We start from the raw sequence: 20,252 nt of genomic DNA on the forward strand, positions 1-20,252 counted from the left end.
AGCCGCTGCGCACCCAAGCCCCGCGGGCGTCCCCTGGTGCGGTTCAGCCCTGGCGCGTCAATTCAAACGAGCCCATGGTCGAACTCAGGCGGGTGGCCTGTTCCTGCAGGCTCTGCGCGGCGGCGGCACCTTGTTCCACCAGCGCGGCGTTTTGCTGCGTCATCTGGTCCAGCTCGGAGATCGCCTGGCTGACCTGACCAATCTCCTGGCTTTGCTCTTCGGTGGCCGCACTGATCTCGGCCATGATGGCGCTGATGCGTTGCACGCTGTGCACGATCTCCCCCATGGTGTGACCCGCCGAGTCGACGCGTTCGGTACCGTCTCGCACCTTCTCGACGCTGGCACCGATCAGGTGTTTGATCTCGTGCGCCGCGGCCGCGCTGCGCTGGGCCAATGAGCGCACTTCGCCCGCCACCACGGCAAAGCCACGGCCCTGTTCACCCGCGCGTGCGGCTTCCACGGCCGCGTTCAGCGCCAGGATGTTGGTCTGGAAGGCGATGCCATCGATCAGGCCCACGATCTCGCCAATTTTCTGGCTGCTGGCCTGGATCTCGTTCATGGTGTCGACCACGCCTTGCACCACGGCCCCGCCGCGTTCGGCCACCTCGCTGGCCTGCTGCACCAACTGCGTCGCCTGGCGCGTGTTGCTGGCGTTGGTGGCCACCATGCCGGTGAGCTGGTCCATGCTGTTGGCGGTCTCCTGCAGGCGGCTGGCGGTTTGCTCGGTGCGCTGGCTCAGGTCCTGGTTGCCCAGGGCCACTTCGGCGCTCGCGGTGTGGATGGCGTCGCCGGCGTCGCGCACCTCGACCACCACCTGGTTCAGCGAGGCCACCATCTGGTTCAGCGACTGCAGCAACTGGCCAAGTTCGTCGCGGCGCTGGTCGTCCACGCGCACCGTCAGGTTGCCCGCGGCGACCCGCGCTGCGGCCTCGGACGCCGCCGCCAGCGGCTGCACGATGGAGCGCCGCAGCAGCCAGCCAAACAGTGCCGCCAGCCCCACCACCAGCGCCACCGCCACCGCGCTGATCCACTGGGCGCGCTGCGCGTTGTCGATCATGGCGCTGGCATCGGCCTGGGCGGTGCTTTCCGACACGGCCAGCAGGCTGTCCAGGCTGGCCAGGTAGCGCTGCAGGGCGCTGGCGTGGTCGGCCAGCTCTTTCTGGCTGATGACCTTGGCCTCCAGCGCGTTCTGCACCAACTGCTGGCGCAACTGGCTGTAGCGGCTGCGCTGTTGCAGGGCGCTGTCCAGCGCCTGGGTGGCGGTGGCGTCGGTGCTGCTCTGGCTGGCCATCAGCCGCTGGATGTTTTGGACCAGCACCTCGTCCTGCTGGGCCTGGGTGCGCATCTCGTTGGCCACCGGGAACACATCGGTCGAGCCGGTGGCGCGCAGGGCCAGTTCACCGATCTTGATGGACTGGGCCTTCCAGTCGCGCACGGCGCGCTCCAGTGGCAGGCGTTCTTCGGCCAGGCGTTTGGCCTGGCTGGTGGTGGCCTGGCCGGTCAGCCAGGTGGTGGCCCCCAGCAGGGCCACCGCCAGGCCAAGCAGGCCAAAGGCCAGGCCCAGTTTCTGGCCCAGCGACAGGTGCGGGCGGGCGGGTGGGGCCACGGCGGTGGCAAGGCGGGGCGGCGTCACGGGGCGGGGGAGTTGAAGCATGCTGAACGGGAAGGAGCGGAGGGGGGCGGCGGCACCGTGCCCGGCTGGGCGCAGGGCCGTCACAACGGTAGAGCGTGAAACGTGCCAGCTTGAAGCGATGCGCCCCGCCGTGGGCTCGGGCCCACGGCGGGGCCGATCAAGCCGCCGGGGCGCTGGCGTCGCAGCACCCCGCGGGTCGGGCCGAAGGGCTTGGCCCCTCGGGCACCGGCCGCGGCTTGAGGCGGACTTACTTGTCTTTGCCCATCACCAGGTCGGGCAGGAAGGTGACGATCTCCGGGAACACCGTGATCAGCAGAATGCACACCACCAGGCAGGCAAAGAAGGGGATGGCGGCCTTGGCGATCAGGTTGCTGTCCTTGCCGGTCATGTTCTGCAGCACGAACAGGTTGAAGCCGACCGGGGGCGTGACCTCGGCGATTTCCACCAGCAGCACGATGAAGATGCCGAACCAGATCAGGTCAAAGCCGGCCTTCTGGATCATGGGCAACACCACCGCGCTGGTCAGCACGATCATGCTGATGCCGTCCAGGGCGGTGCCCAGGATCAGGTACACCACCACCAGCACGCTGATCAGGGCGAACGGCGACAGGTTCATGGCGTCGACCCACTCGGCCAGTTCCCGCGGGATGCCGGTGAAGGCCATGGTCTTGGTCAGGAACGCGGCACCCGCCAGGATGAACATGATCATGCAACTGGTGCGGGTCGTGCCCATCAGGCCTTCCTTGAAGTTCTGCCAGGTCAGCGATCGGCTCCACAGGGCCAGGCCCAGCGAGCCCAGCACGCCGTAGGCCGCGCACTCGGTGGCGGTGGCGTAACCGGCAATCAGCACCCAGCAGATGAACACGATCAGCGCAGCGCAGGGGATCAGGTTGCCCGACTGCTTGAGCTTGTGCAGGAAGCTGCTGGGCGGGTCGGCCGCCGGCACCTTGTCGGGGTGACGCAGGCTCCACCACATGATGTAGCCGGAGAACAGGGCCATCAGCAAAAAGCTGGGCAGGAAGCCCGCCAGGAAGATGCGGATGATCGAGGCATCGGCCGCCACCGCGTACACCACCATGGTGATCGAGGGCGGGATCAGGATGCCCAGCGTGCCGGCCGTGGCCAGCGAACCCAACGCCTGCTTCTCGTCGTAGCCACGCTTCATCAACTCGGGCAAGGCCACTTTGGAGATGGTCGCGCAGGTCGCCGCCGACGAGCCCGACACCGAGCCAAAGATGCCGCAGCCCAGGATCGTGGTGTGCATCAGGCGGCCGGGCACGCGGTTCAGCCAAGGGCGCAAGCCCTCGAACATTTCTTCGCTGAGCTTGGTCCGGAACAGGATTTCACCCATCCAGATGAACAGCGGCAGCGCCGCCAGCTCCCAGCTGGCATTGCTTTCCCAGAAGGCGGAGAACAGGTTTTTCCCCGGCGCCGTGCTGGTGAAGAAGGCCTGACCGACCCAGCCGCAAATGGCCAGCGTCATGGCAATCCACACCCCGCCCGACAAAAGCACCATCATGAGCAGCAGCAAAATGCCGCCCACCATCAAGACATCCATGTTGTTCTTTCTTTGGGTTGGATGGGGTCAGACGTCGGAGGAGAAGTCGCCACGCGCATGGCGCTCTTCGACTTCGCGCACGAACGTGGGCACGCCCCCGCGCAGCACGATGACCAGCTCATCGACCAGGGCCACCACCAGCAGCACCGAGCCAATCGCAAAGCTCATCTGCGGAATCCACATCGGGATCGGCAACAGGCCCTGGGCGATGTCGTTGAACTCCCAGCTCTCGTAGGTGAACTGGCAGGCCGACCAGGCCAGGTAGCCGGTGGCCGCGACCCCGATCAGCAGCGAGGCGATCTCGAGGGTGCGGCGCAGGCGGCTGGGCACTTTCTCCAGCAGCAGCGTCACCCGCACAAAGTCCCCGTGCTTGAAGGCGTGCGGCATGGCGAAGAACGCCGCCGCCGCACAGCACCAGGCCACCACGTCGTTCAGGGCGCCAGTGCGCACCCCGAACTCACGCAGCACACTCTGGGCAATCATCAGCACGCAGATCAGCGCGATGAAGGCGGCGCCCAAGGCGCCCATGCCCAGGTAAAGGCGATCCAGGAATCGGCGCATTACTTCTTCGCCGCGGGGGCCGACTTCTTGTAGGCCGCGATGATGGCTTCACCATCGGCACCGGCCTTCTTGAGCCAGTCTGCCAGCATGATGTCGCCCACCTGGCGCAGGTCGGCGCTCAGCTTGGCCGAGGGCGGCATGATCTTCATGCCTTTTTCGGTCAGCGCCTTCTTGTACCACTCGTTCTTTTCGGCGCTCAGGGCCCAGCCGCGGGTTTCGGCGTCGGCAGCGGCCTTGACCACGGCGGCTTGCAGGGCCGGGTCGAGGGCGTCGAAGGCCTTCTTGTTGACGATCACCGCGTCCTTGGGCAGCCAGGCCTGGGTGTCGTACCAGTACTTCAGGCTTTCGTAGGTCTTGGAGTCGTAGCCGGTGGAGCCCGAGCTCATGTAGCTTTCGATCACGCCCGTGGCCAGGGCTTGCGACAGTTCGGCCGCCTGGATGGTCACCGGCTGGGCGCCGATCAGTTCAGCAATCTTGGCCGTGGCCGGGCTGTAGGCGCGCCACTTGATGCCGCGCAGGTCGGCCACCGAGGCGATTTCCTTCTTGGTGTAGACCCCTTGAGGCGGCCACGGCACGGTGTACAACAGCTTCATGCCTTGGGCGTTCAGCAGCTTCTCGAGCACCGGCTTCTGGGCGTCGTACAGGCGCTTGGATTCGGCGTAGGACGAGGCCAGGAAGGGGATGCCGTCGGTGCCGTAGACCGGGTTCTCGTTCTCGAAGTTGGCCAGCAGCAGTTCGCCGATCTGGGCCTGACCGCCTTGCACGGCGCGTTTGATCTCATTGGCCTTGAACAGCGAGGCGTTGGCGTGCACCGTGATCTTGAGCTTGCCCGCGCTGGCCTTGTCCACGTCCTGGGCGAACTGGGTCAAGTTCTCGGTGTGGAAGTTGGTCGCCGGGTAGGCGGTGGGCAGGTCCCACTTGGTTTGGGCGAAAGAGGAGGTCGAGGCCAGCACCAGGGCGGCTGCGGCAAAGGAGAGAGAACGACGCTTCATGGGAACTCCGGAATGAAAGAGTGACGTGAATGTAAGCCTCACGGACGGCAGCATCATGCGGGTTTCTACTTAATGTCAACAAATTGTTGGCAAATCGTCATTGTGCTGCCTACAATCTGCCACATGCAACATCAATGCCAACTGGCAGGACACCGATGAACGCCAAGTCTGCGTCGACCCACACGCCAGCCGAAACCGATCGGCCTCTGATTGTGTCCTCGGCCCACCTGGTCTCCGACCAAAGTGCCGAAATGAGTGAGTTCGAGTTTGGCCTGGTGGTGGCGGGCAACGCCTTCCACCGCTGGATCGTGCACTGCATGAGCGCCGCCGGTCTCAAAGACCTGACCCCGCTCGATGTGCTGGTGTTGCACCACGTCACGCACCGCGCGCGCAACAAGCGCCTGGCCGACATCTGCTTCATCATGAATGTCGAGGACACCCACCTGATCAACTACGCGCTCAAGAAGCTGGTCAACCTCGGGGTGGTGCAGGCCAGCAAGAATGGCAAGGAAGTCACCTACGCCTGCACGGACGCCGGGCGCGAGAGCGTGGCGCGTTACCGGGCCATCCGCGAGTCGTGCCTGATTGGTGCCATGAAGGCCGACGATGCACTGAATCGGGACATCGGCGAGCTGGCCCGCCTGCTGCGCGTGTTGTCTGGCATGTACGACCAGGCGGCGCGCGCCGCCGCCTCTTTGTGAGTCTGCGCCGGTGAGCACGCCCCAGTCTGCGCCCGCACGCCTTGGCCTGATCCGGCTGGACACGCGTTTTCCGCGCCCGCCGGGCGACCTGGGGCGGGCCGACAGCTACCCCGCCGAGGTGTTGACCCAGGTGGTGTCGGGCGCCGTGCCCCAGCGCGTGGTGGGCTCGGCCGAGGCCTTGCTGGGCTCGGGCCTGGCCCCGGTGTTTGTGGACGCCGCGCGCCAGTTGGTGGCGCAGGGCGCTCAGGCCATCACCACCAGCTGCGGCTTTCTGGTGCTGTTGCAGTCCCATTTGCAAGCTGCTGTGCCGGTGCCGGTGGTCAGCTCCAGCCTGCTGGCGCTGCCCGCCTTGCTGCGGCGTCAGCCGCAGGTGGGCGTGTTGACCATCCAGGCCCAGGGCCTGGGCCCGCAGCACCTGCTGGCCGCCGGGGTGCCCCCGGAGCGCCTGGCCGATGTCTGCATCCAGGGCCTGCCGCCGGACTGCCATTTTGTGCAGTCCATCCTGGGCAATGCCGCCACGCTGGACCCGGCCCAGGCCGAACGCGATGTGGTGGCTGCGGCGCTGCAGTTGCAGGCCCGCGCCCCCCAACTGCGCGACTTGGTGCTGGAGTGCACCAATTTGCCCCCCTATGCCCAGGCCGTGGCCGATGCCACGGGCTGGTCGTTGCTGACCCTGCTGCAGTCCAGCCGCCTGTTGGGCGACCGGGCGGTGGCCCATCCCTCCTTCATTCACCCTTCACACGCTGAGTTCTGACCATGCAAGTTTCTGTTGCCCCGAAGCCCGCCCGCTGGCAGTTCTGGATCGACCGGGGCGGTACCTTCACCGACATCGTCGCCAAGAAGCCCAACGCCGACGGCAGCTTCTCCCTCTTGACCCACAAGCTGCTGTCCGAGAACCCCGAGCAGTACCGGGACGCGGCCGTGGCGGGTATCCGCCACCTGCTGGGCCTGAAGCCCGGCGAGCCCATCACCCCGGAGCAGGTCGAGTGCGTGAAGATGGGCACCACGGTGGCCACCAATGCGCTGCTCGAGCGCAAGGGCGAGCCCACGCTGCTGGTGACCACGCGCGGCTTCCGCGATGCGCTGCGCATTGCCTACCAAAACCGACCGCGCCTGTTTGACCGCCGCATCGTGCTGCCCGAGTTGCTGTACCGCGAAGTCATCGAGGCCGAGGAGCGCGTGGGCGCCAACGGCGAGCTGGTGCATGCGCTCGACGAGGCGCGCTTGCGCCACGACCTGCAAGCCGCCTTCGAGCGCGGCCTGCGCAGCGTGGCGGTGGTCTTCATGCACGGCTACCGCTACACCGCGCACGAACAGGCCGCGCGCCGCATCGCGGTGGAGATCGGCTTCAGCCAGATCAGCACCTCGCACGAGACCAGCCCGCTGATGAAGTTCGTCAGCCGCGGCGACACCACCGTGGTCGACGCCTACCTGTCGCCCATCCTGCGCCGCTACGTGGACCAGGTGGCCGGCGAGATGCCCGGCGTGCGCCTGTTCTTCATGCAGTCGTCCGGAGGCCTGACCGACGCCCATGTGTTCCAGGGCAAGGACGCCATCCTGAGCGGCCCGGCAGGGGGCATTGTGGGCATGGCACGCACCGCGGGTCTGGCCGGGCACGACGACGTGATCGGCTTTGACATGGGCGGCACTTCGACCGATGTGAGCCACTTCCGCGGCGGCTTGCAGGGTGAGTTCGAGCGCGAGTTTGAAACCCAGGTCGCCGGGGTGCGCATGCGCGCCCCGATGATGAGCATCCACACCGTGGCGGCGGGTGGCGGCTCGCTGCTGCAGTTTGATGGCGCGCGTTTCCGCGTCGGTCCGCAAAGTGCCGGGGCCAACCCGGGCCCGGCCAGCTACCGCCGCGGTGGCCCGCTGGCCGTGACCGACGCCAACGTCATGGTGGGCAAGGTGCAGCCGCGCTACTTCCCCAAGGTGTTCGGCCCGCAGGCCAACGAGGCACTCGACGCCGATGTGGTGCGCGAAAAATTCGCTGAGCTGGCGCGCCAGAGCGGGCGCTCGGCCGAGGAAGTGGCCGAAGGTTTCATCCAGATCGCGGTGCAGCAGATGGCCAACGCGATCAAGAAGATCTCGGTGGCGCGGGGCTACGACGTGACCCGCTACACCCTGCAGTGCTTTGGCGGGGCCGGTGGCCAGCACGCCTGTCTGGTGGCCGACGCCCTGGGCATGACGCGCGTGTTTGTGCACCCGCTGGCGGGGGTGCTGTCGGCCTACGGCATGGGCCTGGCCGACCAGAGCGTGATCCGCGAGCAGGCCATTGAGCTCAAGCTCAGCGCCTCGGCGCTGGCCGACATCGAGCAAAGCCTGCACAAGCTGGCCGCCGCCGCCGAGGGCGAGCTGACCCGTCAAGAGGTCAGCGCCGGTGAGATCCGCACCCAGCGCCGTGTGCATGTGCGCTACGAGGGCAGCGACTCGGCCCTGGTGGTCAACTACCCCGGCGGCCTGGACGCCGAGGCCACCCTGGCCGCGGTGCAGGCCGGTTTCGAGCAGGCCTACCGCCAGCGCTTTGCCTTCCTGATGCAGGGCAAGGGCCTGATGGTCGAGGCCGTGTCGGTCGAGGCGGTGGTGGCCGGCGATGCCCCGGCCGAGCCGCGCCACGCCCTGAACCCGGTGCGCGAGGTGCCGCGCCGTGAAACCGTGCGCCTGTACTCGGGCGGTGCCTGGCACGACGCGGCCCTGGTGGTGCGCGAGGACCTGCGCCCCGGTGACGTGATCCCGGGCCCGGCGATCATCGCCGAGAAGAACGCCACCACCGTGGTCGAGCCTGGCTGGGAGGCCACACTGACCGCCCTGGACCACCTGGTGCTGGACCGCCGCGTGGCGCGTGCCGTGACCTTCGCGGCCGGCACCACGGCCGACCCGGTGCTGTTGGAGGTGTTCAACAACCTGTTCATGAACATCGCCGAGCAGATGGGCCTGCAACTGCAGAACACCGCCTACTCGGTGAACATCAAGGAGCGCCTGGACTTCAGCTGCGCGCTGTTTGACGCCGCAGGCAACCTGATCGCCAACGCCCCGCACATGCCGGTGCACCTGGGCTCGATGGGCGAGAGCATCAAGACCGTCATCCGCGAGAACGCCGGCCAGATGAAGCCTGGCAATGTGTACGCGCTCAACGACCCCTACCACGGTGGCACCCACCTGCCTGACGTGACCGTCATCACCCCGGTCTACCTGGGCCAGGCGGCCGACGAGCAACCGCTGTTTTATGTGGGTTCGCGCGGCCACCATGCCGACATCGGTGGCATCACGCCCGGCTCCATGCCCCCCTTCTCGACGCGCATCGAAGAAGAGGGCGTGCAGATCAACAACTTCAAGCTGGTCGAGCAAGGTGTGCTGCGCGAGGCCGAGATGGTGGCCTTGCTGGAGAGCGGCGAGTTCCCCAGCCGCAACCCGGCGCAGAACCTGGCCGACCTGAAGGCGCAGATCGCCGCCAACGAAAAGGGGGTGCAGGAGCTGCGCAAAATGGTCGCGCAGTTTGGCCTCGACGTGGTCCAGGCCTACATGGGCCATGTGCAGGACAACGCCGAAGAGTCGGTGCGCCGCGCCATCACGCGCCTGAAGGACGGCCAGTTCACGCTGCCGCTGGACAACGGGGCACAGATTCAGGTGGCCATCCGCGTCAATGCCGCCGAGCGCAGCGCCGAGATCGACTTCAGCGGCACCAGCGAGCAGCAACTCAACAACTTCAACGCCCCCACGGCGGTGTGCATGGCTGCGGTGCTGTACGTGTTCCGCACCCTGGTGGACGACGACATCCCGCTCAACGCGGGCTGCCTGAAGCCGCTGAAGGTCATCATCCCGGAAGGCTCGATGCTGTCGCCGCGCCCACCCGCTTCGGTGGTGGCCGGCAACGTGGAGACCTCCACCTGCATCACCAACGCGTTGATTGGCGCGCTGGGTCTGATGGCGGCCAGCCAGTGCACGGTCAACAACTTCACCTTCGGCAATGCGCGTTACCAGTACTACGAGACCATCAGTGGCGGCAGTGGTGCAGGCGCGGTGTTCGACGCCCAAGGGCAGGTCACGGGCGGGTTTGACGGCACCAGCGTGGTGCAAACCCACATGACCAACTCGCGCATGACCGACCCCGAGGTGCTGGAGTTCCGCTACCCGGTGCGCCTCGAGAGCTACGAGATCCGCCAGGGCTCAGGCGGCGCTGGTCAGTGGCAAGGGGGCCATGGCGGCGTGCGCCGCATCCGCTTCCTCGAACCGATGACGGCCAGCATCCTGTCCAACGGGCGCCTGCGTGGGGCCTTTGGCATGGCCGGTGGCCAGCCCGGGGCGGTGGGGCAGAACCGGGTGTTGCGGGCCGATGGTCGGGTCGAGACCCTGGCGCACATTGGTCAGGCCGACATGCAGCCGGGCGACATCTTCGAGGTGCAAACCCCGGGCGGTGGCGGTTACGGCCCGGTGGGCCAGGGGGCCTGAGGCCATGGCCGGCGGTGTGCTGTTGACGGGCTTTGAGCCCTTTGGGGGCGAGGCCAGCAACCCGTCCTGGACGGTGGCCGAGCACCTGCATGGCAGCACCCTGGCCGACGGTGCACCGGTGCAGGCCTTGCAGCTGCCGTGTGTGTTCAGCCAGGCCTGGCCGGTGTTGCAGGCGGCGATCGCCGCCCAATCCCCGCGCTTGGTGCTGGCGCTGGGCCTGGCCGGCACACGCACCGAACTGTGTGTGGAGCGCGTGGCCCTGAATTGGGTCGACGCGCGCATCCCCGACAACGCGGGCGCCCAGCCACTGGACCAGCCCATCGTGCCCGAGGGGCCGCTGGCCTGGCGCACCCGGCTGCCGGTCAAGGCCATGGTGCAGGCCATGCGTGCGGCGGGGGCCCCGGCCAGCGTGTCGTACACGGCGGGGACCTTTGTGTGCAATCAGCTGCTGTTCTGGATCACCCACACGCTGGAGCAGGCCCACACCGCCGGTCAGCCCTTGCCGTGGCGCGGCGGCTTTGTCCATGTGCCACCACTGCCCCCGGCCGCCGGCGGCGTGGACCTGGCGCTGCAGGTGGCGGCGGTGCGTGCTGCGCTGGACGTGGCCTGGGCCGATGGGCCTGACCTGGCGCAGGCGGGCGGTACGCTGGACTGAGGCCAGGGCGCGCTTGGCGCCGGGGGCTTGGGGCCCCGGTTGCCCGTTGGCTCGGGCGTAAAAAAGCCCGCGCAAGCGCGGGCAGGCTCTTGGTAAGGAAGCGTTCTGCGCGCTTTCAATCACTCATTCATTCTGTCGTTCGGCCGTGCTGGGGGGCATGCCGTCCAGGCTCAGGCCGTCCACCGTGGCCCCTTGGGCGGAGAGCTTGCGCGCACTGCGCGGACCGATGCCCGGCACGCGCTGGATCAGGTCACGCCAGTCCTTGAAGGGGCCTTGCTGACGCGCCTGCAGCAAGCGGCTGCTGAGCGACGGTCCGACGCCCAGCAGGCTGTCGAGTTCGGCTTCGCTGGCCTGGTTGAGTTCGAGCGCTTGCGCGGGCATCAGCAGGCTGGCACTGAGCCCCAGCCCCCACAGCCAGGCCCGCGGACCTGCCCGGCGCACCCCGGCCGGCCGAGGCGTCGCGCCATCGGCTGTCGTTGAACCCCAGCTGGGGGCAAGGGAAGTTGGATGGTACACGGCGCCCCTCCTGACGGCCATGAGCCGCTCACGGTGAGCGGTTCTATTGGCTCCAACGGCTCAGGGGGCAGGCCGTTGACGGGAACAACCCGGTCAAGTTGCAAGCAATCGTTACGGGTGCGCGGCGTTCCGGCGTTGTCTGCGTTTCGGCGCCAGGGTCACAGCTCTTCCACCCGCTTGGCGGGGTAGCTGTCCCAGGACTGGCAGCCCGGGCATTGCCAGAAGTACTGCTTGGCCTCGAAGCCACAGGCCGCGCAGCGGTAGCGCGTCAGGGGCTTGGCGGCGTGGTCCAGGGCGCGTTGCACCTGCGGGTGGAACTGCTCATGGGCCAGCTTTTCGCCTGCAATCCAGCGCGCGGCGGCGACCAGCGAGGGCTCGCGCTCCAGGTGCTGCACATAGCGCTCGCGGGCCGTGGCCTCGGACGCACCCTGCGCCTGGCTCAGGCTGACCAGGGCCTCCAGCACATCGAGTGAGGGGTGTTCCTGGTAGCTGGCTTCGAGGCGTTGCAGGGTTTCGGCGACCCGGTTCTGCGCCTGGGCCGAAGCCGCCCAGGGCTGCGCCGCCAGCGCCAGGTGGCTGGGTGCGACGTCGGCCAATTGCGCGAGCATGTCGCAGGCCTGGTCGTGCTGCCCTTGCTGGGCCAGCAGGCGCGCGGCTTCGATGTAGGCGCGGGGGGCGTCCGGGGCAATGCCGCGGGCCTGGGCCAGCAGCTCCAGAGCTTGGGGCACGGCTTGCTTGGCGGCCAGGCTGAGGGCGTCTTCGCACAGGTAATGCGCCTGCCGGGTGTTGAAGCGGCCTTGGCCAGCCTGGTCCATGCGCTGGGCAATGGCTGCGGCCTGCGGCCAGTCGCGCGAGCGCTCGTAGATGGCCAGCAAGGCCAGGCGAGCCTGGTTCTCGAACGGCGTGCCCTCGAGCTTTTGCAAGGCCGCTTCGGCGCGGTCCAGCAGGCCGGCCTTGAGGAAGTCCAGCGCCAGCGCGTGCTGGGCGCGCTCGCGGTCGGTGCGGCTCAGGTCGGCGCGCGAGAGCAGGTGCTCGTGCACCCGCACCGCGCGTTCGTACTCGCCGCGGCGGCGGAACAGGTTGCCCAGCGCAAAGTGCAGCTCCGAGGTGTCGGGGTCGTTTTGCACCGCCTCGATGAAGGCGTCGATGGCCTGGTCCTGTTGTTCGTTGAGCAGGAAGTTCAGGCCCTTGAAGTAGGCCTTGGGGGCTTGCCGGTTCTCCAGGCGCCATTGGCGCAGGTCGAAGCGGGACGCGGCCCAGCCCAGAAAGAAGGCCAGAGGCAAGCCCAGCAAAAGCCAGCTGATGTCAAATTCCATGTGGGGGTTCGTTGGCGTCCAGGGACGGGCTGGCTGGGGTGGAAGGGGGCGTCGGGGCGGCCGCTTGGGGCGCCGTGGCGGGTTGCTGCTTGCGTGCGGCGCTGCGGTGCTTCCACCAGCGCGGCACCATGCCGAGCACGCCCGCGACCACGCCCATCGAGAAGGCCGCGAGCACCACCAGCACCAGAGGCGCGCGCCATTGCGTGCCAAAGAAGAAGTGGACCGTGGCGTCCTGTTGGTTGTTCAGGGCGAACGCGAACAGCGTAAAAAAAATGGCCGCCTTGAGCAGCCACATGAGGTATTTCATTCGTCTCCTCGGTGACGAGGCGATTCTACCGAGGGATCAAGGGCGCTTGGCCCAAGGCACGCTCGGTCGTGCCAGACGCGACCGCGTCCTCCATCAGGTGCCGGGATTCGATTCCAGCTCTTCGGTGCGCTTGTCGACCGCTTCGCGCAGCGCCTTGCCCGGCTTGAAGTGCGGTACCCGCTTGCTGGGGATGGCCACGCTCTCACCACTGCGCGGGTTGCGGCCCATGCGTGGGGGGCGGTGGTTGATCGAGAAGCTGCCAAAGCCCCGGATCTCAATCCGGTGACCCCGCACCAGGGCGTCGCCCAGGGCATCCAGAATGGTTTTGACGGCCTGTTCGGCGTCACGGTGGGTCAGTTGGCTGAACCGGGTGGCCAGTTCTTCAACAAGGTCAGATCGGGTCATGGATTCGGTTCAGAAATGGCAAAGGGCCGGTTTTGCAACGCGTGCAAAACCGGCCCTTTGGCCGGTTGATCCGTCAGGATCAGTTGTTGCCGCCATCCAGCTTGGCGCGCAGCAGGGCGCCCAGGCTGGTGGTGCCGGCGCTTTCGCGGGCCGACTGTTGGCTCAGCGATGCCATGGCTTCTTGCTGGTCAGCAGCGTCCTTGGCCTTGATCGACAGCTGGATGTTGCGGGTCTTGCGATCCACGTTCACCACCACAGCGGTCACTTCGTCGCCTTCCTTCAGCACGTTGCGGGCATCTTCCACGCGGTCGCGGGAGATTTCGCTGACGCGCAGGTAGCCGATGATGTCTTCGCCGAGGTCGATTTCAGCGCCACGGGCGTCCACCGTCTTGACCTTGCCGGTCACGGTTTGGCCCTTGTCGTTCACGGTCACGAAGGTCGTGAACGGGTCGGAGTCGAGCTGCTTGATGCCCAGGGAGATGCGCTCGCGGTCCACGTCCACAGCCAACACGATGGCTTCGACTTCTTGGCCCTTCTTGTAGTTGCGCACAGCGGCTTCGCCAGCTTCGTTCCACGACAGGTCGGACAGGTGAACCAGGCCGTCGATGCCGGCAGCCAGACCCACGAACACGCCGAAGTCGGTGATCGACTTGATCGGGCCCTTGACGCGGTCGCCGCGCTTGGTGTTTTGCGCGAACTCTTGCCACGGGTTGGCCTTGCACTGCTTCATGCCCAGGCTGATGCGGCGCTTGTCTTCGTCGATTTCCAGAACCATGACTTCGACTTCGTCGCCCAGCGTGACCAGCTTGCTGGGGGCGATGTTCTTGTTGGTCCAGTCCATTTCAGACACGTGCACCAGGCCTTCGATGCCGGGTTCGAGTTCCACAAACGCGCCGTAGTCGGCGATGTTGGTGATCTTGCCGAACAGGCGGGTCGATTGCGGGTAGCGGCGGTTGACGCCCATCCAGGGATCGTCGCCCATTTGCTTGAGACCCAGGGACACGCGGTTCTTTTCGGTGTCGAACTTGAGGATCTTGGCGGTGATTTCTTGACCTGCTTGCACCACTTCGCTCGGGTGGCGGACACGGCGCCAGGCCATGTCGGTGATGTGCAGCAGACCGTCGATGCCGCCCAGGTCAACGAACGCACCGTATTCGGTGATGTTCTTGACCACGCCGTTGACGATGGAGCCTTCCTTGAGGGTTTCCATCAGCTTGGCGCGCTCTTCGCCCATCGAGGCTTCGACCACGGCACGGCGGCTCAGCACCACGTTGTTGCGCTTGCGGTCCAGCTTGATGACCTTGAATTCCAGGGTCTTGTTTTCGAACGGGGTCAGGTCCTTGATCGGACGGGTGTCGATCAGCGAGCCCGGCAGGAAGGCACGGATGCCGTTGACCAGAACGGTCAGACCGCCCTTGACCTTGCCGCTGGTGGTGCCGGTGACGAATTCGCCGGATTCCAGGGCCTTTTCCAGGGCCAGCCAGGAAGCCAGACGCTTGGCCTTGTCGCGCGACAGGATGGTGTCGCCGTAGCCGTTTTCGATGGCGTCGATGGCCACCGAGACGAAGTCACCCACTTGGACTTCGACTTCGCCCTTGTCGTTCTTGAATTCCTCGAGCGGAACGTAGGCTTCGGACTTGAGGCCTGCGTTCACCACCACGAAGCTGTGCTCGATGCGCACGACTTCAGCGGTGATGACTTCGCCCGCACGCATTTCAGAGCGTTGCAGGGATTCTTCAAAAAGGGCGGCAAAAGATTCGGACATGAATTTTCCTCATCCGCAAACAGGAAAGTCGAGGGCACCATTGCCATCGATGAAAAGGGCTGCTTGCGGCGGTTTGGGTTGCGGGAGGGCCCGCGGTTAGGTTGATGAACCACAGCACCTGTGCGCTGACGCGCGGCGGGGGGACTGTGGACCCATGCCCCGACAACAGGGCTGTCGGGGGCTTTTGGCGTCAGGTGGCGGAATGACTTCCGATGGCCTGGCGTTGCAGCCAGCCAGTCAACACCTGCTGCACCGATTGATCGATGCTGAGTTCGGAGTTGTCCAACCACTGCGCGTCGGCGGCGGGCTTGAGCGGTGCGACGGCCCGGGACTGGTCCCGGGCGTCACGGGCTTCGAGGTCCGCGCGTAACTCGTCGATGTTAGCCGAAATTCCTTTTGATATCAATTGCTTATGGCGGCGCTCGGCCCGGCAGGCGGCGCTGGCGGTCATGTAGACCTTGTACGGGGCGTCCGGGAAGATCACCGTGCCCATGTCGCGGCCGTCGGCCACCAGGCCAGGCAGGGCCTGAAAACCATGCTGCAAGTCCACCAGGGCCAGGCGCACCGAGGGCAGGGCCGAGACGCGCGAGGCGTTCATGCCAGCGGCTTCGGTGCGGATGGCGTCGGTCACGTCGTCGTGGCCCAGCCACACCTTGCCGCCTTCAAAGCGCACGGGCAGCGCGCGCGCCAGGGCCGCGATCTCGGCCTCGTGTTGCGCGTCGATGCTCAGGCCGGCCCGGGTGGCGGCCAGCGCGGTGACGCGGTACATGGCGCCCGAGTCCAGGAAGTGGTAGCCCAGGCGCTTGGCGACCTCGGCGGCCACCGTGCCCTTGCCCGAGGCGGTGGGGCCGTCAATGCAGATCACCGGCACGCGACCGGGTTGCGCCCGAACCAGGCCGAACAGGGTTTCAAAGTAGTCCGGGAAGGTCTTGGCCACGCATTTGGGGTCTTCGATGCGCACCGTCACCTGGTCGGGGTTGAAGGCCGCCAGCGAGAAGCACATGGCCACGCGGTGGTCGTCGTAGGTGTGGATGCTGGCAGGGCGCCAGGCACCAGCCGGCAGCGGGTGCACGCGCAACCAGTCGGGGCCTTCTTCGACGCGGGCGCCAAGCTTGGCGCACTCGGCCACCATGGCCGCGATGCGGTCGGTTTCCTTGACCCGCCAGCTGGCGATGTTGCGCAGCGTGCAGGGGCCGTCGGCATAAAGCGCCATGACGGCCAGGGTCATGGCCGCGTCCGGGATGTGGTTGCAGTCGAGGTCAATGGCCTTCAGGGGCCATTGGCCGCGCGCGATTTCCAGCCAGTTCGGGCCGCCCGTGATCTGTGCGCCCATGGCCTGGGCGGCTTCAACAAAGCGGATGTCGCCCTGGATCGAGTCCAGGCCCACGCCCTGGATGCGCACCTTGGCCCCCGGCTCGGACGGCGTGGCCAATGCGCCCAGCGCAATGAAGTAGCTGGCCGACGAGGCATCGGCCTCGACGTGGATGTCGCCCGGCGACTGGTAGCGGCTGCCCGCCGGGATGGTGAAACGGGCCCAGCCTTCGCGGCGCACGGCGATGCCAAAGCGCTGCAGCAGGTTGAGGGTGATGTCGATGTAGGGCTTGCTGATCAGCTCACCGACCACCTCGATCACGATGTCTTGCGTGGCCGCCAGCGGCAAGGCCATCAGCAGCGCGGTGAGGAACTGGCTCGACACGTCGCCGCGCACGGGGATCGGCTGGTCCAGCCGCAGCTGGGCGCGGCCGATGCGCAGCGGCGGGTAGCCTTCGTTGCCCAGGTAGTCGATGCTGCAACCGAGTTCACGCAGCGCGTCGACCAGGTCGCCGATCGGGCGTTCGTGCATGCGTGGCACGCCGCTGAGGCTGAAGTCGCCGCCCAGCACCGCCAGGGCCGCGGTCAGCGGGCGCATGGCCGTGCCGGCGTTGCCCATGAAGAACTGCGCGCTGTCGGTCTTGAGCTGCCCGCCCAGGCCGTCAATGACCAGCACCGAGCCCTGCTGGGTCACGCCGCAGCCCAGTTGGCGCAGCGCCTGCAACATGACGCGGGTGTCGTCGGAGTCGAGCAGGTCATGGATGCGGGTGCTGCCCGCGCTCAGGGCCGCCAGCAGCAGCACGCGGTTGGAGATGCTCTTGGAGCCCGGCAGGGTGACGCTGCCGCCAGCGCTGGCCAGGGCCGGCAGGTCGAGGAATTCGGTGTTGAACATGGCTTACTTGGTGGGGCGGGGGGCGGCCAGGCGCCAGGGCGCGCGGACTTGGCTGGCGCGGTCGATCAAGGCCTCCAGGCCCGGACCGTCCTGGGCTGCCAGCAGGGCTTCAAATTCGTCCAGGGCAGCTCTGAAATGTTGGGTCTGGGCCCGCAGTTCGGTCTGGTTGGCCAGCAGGATGTCGCGCCAGACCTTGGGGTCGCTGGCGGCGATGCGGCTGAAGTCGCGGAAGCCCGGGCCCCCCAGGGCCAGGTAGTCGGCCCCGTCGGGCTGGGCGGCGATGCCGTTGATGAAGGCAAATGCCAGCAAGTGCGGCAGGTGGCTGACGGCCGCAAAGGTGGCGTCGTGGCGTTCGGGAGACATGTGCAGCACCTGGGCCCCCAGCGCCCCCCACACCGTGGCGGCCTTTTGCAGGTGCACGGTGAGGGTTTTTTCGAGCGGGGTCAGGATGACTTGCTTGCCGCGGTAAAGGTCGGCGTCGGCGTGCTCGATGCCGGCAACCTCTTTGCCGGCGATCGGGTGCGCCGGCACAAAAGAGCCCACGCGGTCACGCAGCGCGCTGCGCGCGGCGGCCACCACGTCGGTCTTGGTCGAGCCCACGTCCATGATCAGCATGTCCGGGGTGACCAGGTGCTTGATGGCTTTGAGCGTGGCTTCGGTGGCCGACACGGGCACCGCCACGATCACGATGTCGGCGCCGGCCACGGCCAGCAGCGCCGACGGCGCGGCCAGATCGATGACGCCCATCTGGCGCGCCTTCTCGGTCGTGGTGGGGGACTTGCTGTAGCCCACCACGCGCTTGACCAAGCCAGCGCGCTTGAGCGCCAGCGCGAACGACCCGCCCATCAGGCCGCAGCCGATGAGGCCCAATTGCTCAAACATGGGACGCCTTTGCCATGGTGGGGCGCGTGCTCACAAGGCCCCGACCGGGTAGGAGCCCAGCACCTTGTAGAAGGCGCACAGGCTGCTGAGTTCTTCGAGGGCGGCGGCCACATGGGGCTGCGAGGGGTGGCCGTCGAGGTCGATGTAGAAGTAGTACTCCCAGTGGCCGGTGCGCGCCGGGCGCGACTCAAAGCGCGTCATCGACACGCCGTGCTTCTTCAGTGGCACCAGCAGGTCGTGCACGGCACCCGGGCGGTTGGGCACGGACACCACCAGGCTGGTGCAGTCCTTGCCGGAGGCCGGCGGCGTGGCCTGGGTCTGGGGCAGCGAGATGATGGCGAAGCGGGTGCGGTTGTAGGCGTCGTCCTGGATCGCATGGGCCACGATGTGCAGGCCAAACAAGGTGGCGGCACGCTCGCTGGCCAGGCCGGCCCAGGCCGGGTTGGTGGACGCCAGGCGGGCCCCTTCGGCGTTGCTGGAGACCGGGCGGCGCTCGGCGTGCGGCAGGTGCTTGGACAGCCAGGCCTGGCACTGGGCCAGCGCTTGCGGATGGGCCAGCACGGCTTCGATGCCGTCCAGCGACTGGGTCTGGCGCAGCAGGTTGTGGCGCACCAGCAGGCTGACTTCGCCAATCACATGGGTGGGCGTGTGCAGGAACAGGTCGAGCGAGCGCGTGACCACGCCTTCGACCGAGTTCTCCACCCCGACCACACCGTACTGGGCGCTGCCCGCCGCCGTGGCGTGGAACACCTCGTCAAAGTTGGCGCAGTACATCAGGTCGGCGGCGCCGCCAAAGAACTCGATGGCGGCCTGTTCGCAGAACGTGCCCGCCGGGCCCAGCACGGCCACGCGTTGCGGGGATTCGAGCGCCAGGCAGGCCGACATGATCTCGCGCCAGATGGCGGCCACGTGCTCGTCGCGCAGCGGGCCGGGGTTGGCGGTCTTGATCTTTTCGATCACCTGGGCCACGCGGTCCGGGCGGAAGAAGGGCGTGCCTTCGCGTTTCTTGACTTCGCCCACCTGCTCGGCCACATGGGCGCGCTGGTTCAGCAGGGTCAGCAGTTGCTGGTCCAGCGAGTCGATCTGCACGCGCAGTTCGCCCAGGCTGGGCAGGGGGGTGTCGGAGGACTGGGTCATGGCTTGGGTCTCGGGCCGGGGGCAGAACGGAGGGCGGGTTCAGGCCTGGGTTGTCTCGAAGTCGCGCAGGTAGTCGACCAGCGCTTGCACGCCCGCCAAGGGCATGGCGTTGTAGATGCTGGCCCGCATGCCGCCCACCGACTTGTGGCCCTTGAGCTGCAGCAGACCGCGCGCCTTGGCGCCGGCCAGGAAGGCGTCGTTGAGTGATTCGTCGCGCAGGCGGAACGGCACGTTCATGCGCGAACGGCCTTCCAGCGCCACCGGGTTGCTGTAGAGCTGGGACTGGTCCAGGAAGTCGTAAAGCAGCTTGGCCTTGGCGATGTTGCGCGCCTCGATCGCGGCCAGGCCGGTCAGCGAGCCTTCGGTCTGGCGCTTGAGCCACTGGAAGGTCAGGCCGGCGATGTAGATCGCGTAGGTCGGCGGGGTGTTGTACATCGACTGGTTGTCGGCCACCAGGCGGTAATCGAAAGCGCTGGGGCAGGCCTTCAAGGCCTGGCCGAGCAGGTCTTCGCGGATCACCACCAGGGTCAGGCCGGCGGGGCCCAGGTTCTTTTGCGCGCCCCCGAAGGCCACGCCGACCCGGCGCCAGTCCACCGGGCGCGAGGCCACATGCGAGGAGAAGTCGATCACCAGCGGGGCGTCGCAGCCCAGTGCCTGGAGGTCGGGCAGCTCATGGAACTCGACCCCGTGGATGGTCTCGTTGCTGCACAGGTGCACATAGCTGGGCTTGGCGCTGAGCTGCCACTGGCTGGCCGCAGGCAGGCTGGTGTGGCCATCGGCCTCGTTGCTGGCGGCGATGTGCACGTCGCAGTACTTGCGCGCTTCTTTCTGGCTCTTTTGGCTCCAGCTGCCAGTGACGATGAAGTCGGCCGAGGCGCCGCGCGACAGGTTCAGCGGCACGATGGCGTTTTCGGCCAGGCCACCGCCCTGCATGAACAGGATCTTGAAGTTCGGAGGCACCGCCAGCAGTTCGCGCAGGTCGGCTTCGGCTTGCTCGTAGATGCTGATGAACTCTTTGCCGCGGTGGCTCATTTCCATCACGCTCATCCCGCTGCCATGCCAGTCGAGCATTTCGCTGGCGGCGGTTTGCAGGACTTCTTCAGGGATCGCGGCCGGGCCGGCGGAGAAGTTGTAGGGACGCGTCATGGGCAGGGCTACTTCAGTTCAGAGTG

Annotated in this window: 17 protein-coding genes; 4 read left to right on the top strand and 13 right to left on the bottom strand. The window is 67.1% G+C overall.

Annotation, left to right across the window (positions count from 1 at the left end; translation table 11 throughout):
- Positions 1-43 precede the first annotated feature (43 nt).
- From PSQ40_RS08765 to PSQ40_RS08780, 4 genes are all read right to left on the bottom strand, one after another.
- Positions 44-1,654 carry a methyl-accepting chemotaxis protein gene (locus tag PSQ40_RS08765; protein ID WP_273950680.1) on the bottom strand — a complete coding sequence of 537 codons (1,611 nt, stop codon included), beginning with the start codon at positions 1,652-1,654 and terminating at the stop codon, positions 44-46.
- Positions 1,655-1,880: 226 nt separating this feature from the next.
- Complete coding sequence (locus tag PSQ40_RS08770; RefSeq protein WP_273950682.1) at positions 1,881-3,191, bottom strand: TRAP transporter large permease; 1,311 nt, start codon at positions 3,189-3,191, stop codon at positions 1,881-1,883.
- A 27-nt stretch (positions 3,192-3,218) separates the two neighbouring features.
- Positions 3,219-3,752, bottom strand: a complete 534-nt coding sequence (locus tag PSQ40_RS08775; RefSeq protein ID WP_273950684.1) for a TRAP transporter small permease — start codon at positions 3,750-3,752, stop codon at positions 3,219-3,221.
- Positions 3,752-4,744 carry a TRAP transporter substrate-binding protein gene (locus tag PSQ40_RS08780; protein ID WP_273950686.1) on the bottom strand — a complete coding sequence of 331 codons (993 nt, stop codon included), beginning with the start codon at positions 4,742-4,744 and terminating at the stop codon, positions 3,752-3,754. Before PSQ40_RS08780 ends, PSQ40_RS08775 begins: the two co-directional genes overlap by 1 nt.
- Before the next feature lie 155 nt (positions 4,745-4,899).
- Between PSQ40_RS08780 and PSQ40_RS08785 the strand changes: the two genes are divergently transcribed.
- The 4 genes from PSQ40_RS08785 to pcp are packed head-to-tail and all read left to right on the top strand — an operon-like array spanning position 4,900 to position 10,549.
- Positions 4,900-5,445 (top strand): winged helix DNA-binding protein, encoded by a 546-nt coding sequence (locus PSQ40_RS08785; RefSeq protein ID WP_273950688.1) that lies wholly within the window; start codon positions 4,900-4,902, stop codon positions 5,443-5,445.
- 10 nt (positions 5,446-5,455) lie between these two features.
- On the top strand, positions 5,456-6,199 hold the full coding sequence (locus tag PSQ40_RS08790) for an aspartate/glutamate racemase family protein (RefSeq protein ID WP_273950690.1): 744 nt from the start codon (positions 5,456-5,458) through the stop codon (positions 6,197-6,199).
- Positions 6,200-6,201: 2 nt separating this feature from the next.
- Positions 6,202-9,894 carry a hydantoinase B/oxoprolinase family protein gene (locus tag PSQ40_RS08795; protein WP_273950692.1) on the top strand — a complete coding sequence of 1,231 codons (3,693 nt, stop codon included), beginning with the start codon at positions 6,202-6,204 and terminating at the stop codon, positions 9,892-9,894.
- Between the two features lie 4 nt (positions 9,895-9,898).
- Positions 9,899-10,549, top strand: coding sequence for a pyroglutamyl-peptidase I (gene pcp, locus PSQ40_RS08800; protein ID WP_273950694.1), 651 nt, complete (start codon positions 9,899-9,901; stop codon positions 10,547-10,549).
- 123 nt (positions 10,550-10,672) lie between these two features.
- On the opposite strand, the gene PSQ40_RS08805 is transcribed toward pcp, so the two are convergent.
- The 9 genes from PSQ40_RS08805 to serC form a co-directional block, all read right to left on the bottom strand.
- Entirely contained in the window at positions 10,673-10,930 is a 258-nt protein-coding gene (locus tag PSQ40_RS08805; protein WP_273950696.1) for a ComEA family DNA-binding protein, read from the bottom strand.
- 293 nt (positions 10,931-11,223) lie between these two features.
- On the bottom strand, positions 11,224-12,381 hold the full coding sequence (gene lapB, locus PSQ40_RS08810) for a lipopolysaccharide assembly protein LapB (RefSeq protein ID WP_273950698.1): 1,158 nt from the start codon (positions 12,379-12,381) through the stop codon (positions 11,224-11,226).
- Positions 12,371-12,688: a LapA family protein gene (locus PSQ40_RS08815; protein WP_273950700.1), complete on the bottom strand. Its 318-nt coding sequence runs from the start codon at positions 12,686-12,688 to the stop codon at positions 12,371-12,373. Before PSQ40_RS08815 ends, lapB begins: the two co-directional genes overlap by 11 nt.
- Positions 12,689-12,781: 93 nt before the next feature.
- Positions 12,782-13,093, bottom strand: coding sequence for an integration host factor subunit beta (locus tag PSQ40_RS08820; protein WP_273950702.1), 312 nt, complete (start codon positions 13,091-13,093; stop codon positions 12,782-12,784).
- Positions 13,094-13,172: 79 nt separating this feature from the next.
- Positions 13,173-14,858: a 30S ribosomal protein S1 gene (gene rpsA / locus PSQ40_RS08825; protein WP_273927064.1), complete on the bottom strand. Its 1,686-nt coding sequence runs from the start codon at positions 14,856-14,858 to the stop codon at positions 13,173-13,175.
- A gap of 190 nt (positions 14,859-15,048) precedes the next feature.
- A complete protein-coding gene (locus PSQ40_RS08830; protein WP_273950704.1) occupies positions 15,049-17,061 on the bottom strand; it encodes a bifunctional 3-phosphoshikimate 1-carboxyvinyltransferase/cytidylate kinase in 2,013 nt (670 codons plus the stop codon).
- Between the two features lie 3 nt (positions 17,062-17,064).
- Positions 17,065-17,943 carry a prephenate dehydrogenase gene (locus tag PSQ40_RS08835; protein ID WP_273950706.1) on the bottom strand — a complete coding sequence of 293 codons (879 nt, stop codon included), beginning with the start codon at positions 17,941-17,943 and terminating at the stop codon, positions 17,065-17,067.
- A gap of 30 nt (positions 17,944-17,973) precedes the next feature.
- Entirely contained in the window at positions 17,974-19,080 is a 1,107-nt protein-coding gene (gene pheA, locus PSQ40_RS08840; protein WP_273950708.1) for a prephenate dehydratase, read from the bottom strand.
- A 39-nt stretch (positions 19,081-19,119) separates the two neighbouring features.
- Positions 19,120-20,226: a 3-phosphoserine/phosphohydroxythreonine transaminase gene (gene serC / locus PSQ40_RS08845; RefSeq protein ID WP_273950709.1), complete on the bottom strand. Its 1,107-nt coding sequence runs from the start codon at positions 20,224-20,226 to the stop codon at positions 19,120-19,122.
- Between the last annotated feature and the right edge of the window lie 26 nt (positions 20,227-20,252).

It is taken from the genome of Curvibacter cyanobacteriorum (assembly GCF_028649475.1).
Taxonomy (GTDB): Bacteria; Pseudomonadota; Gammaproteobacteria; order Burkholderiales; family Burkholderiaceae_C; genus Curvibacter; species Curvibacter cyanobacteriorum.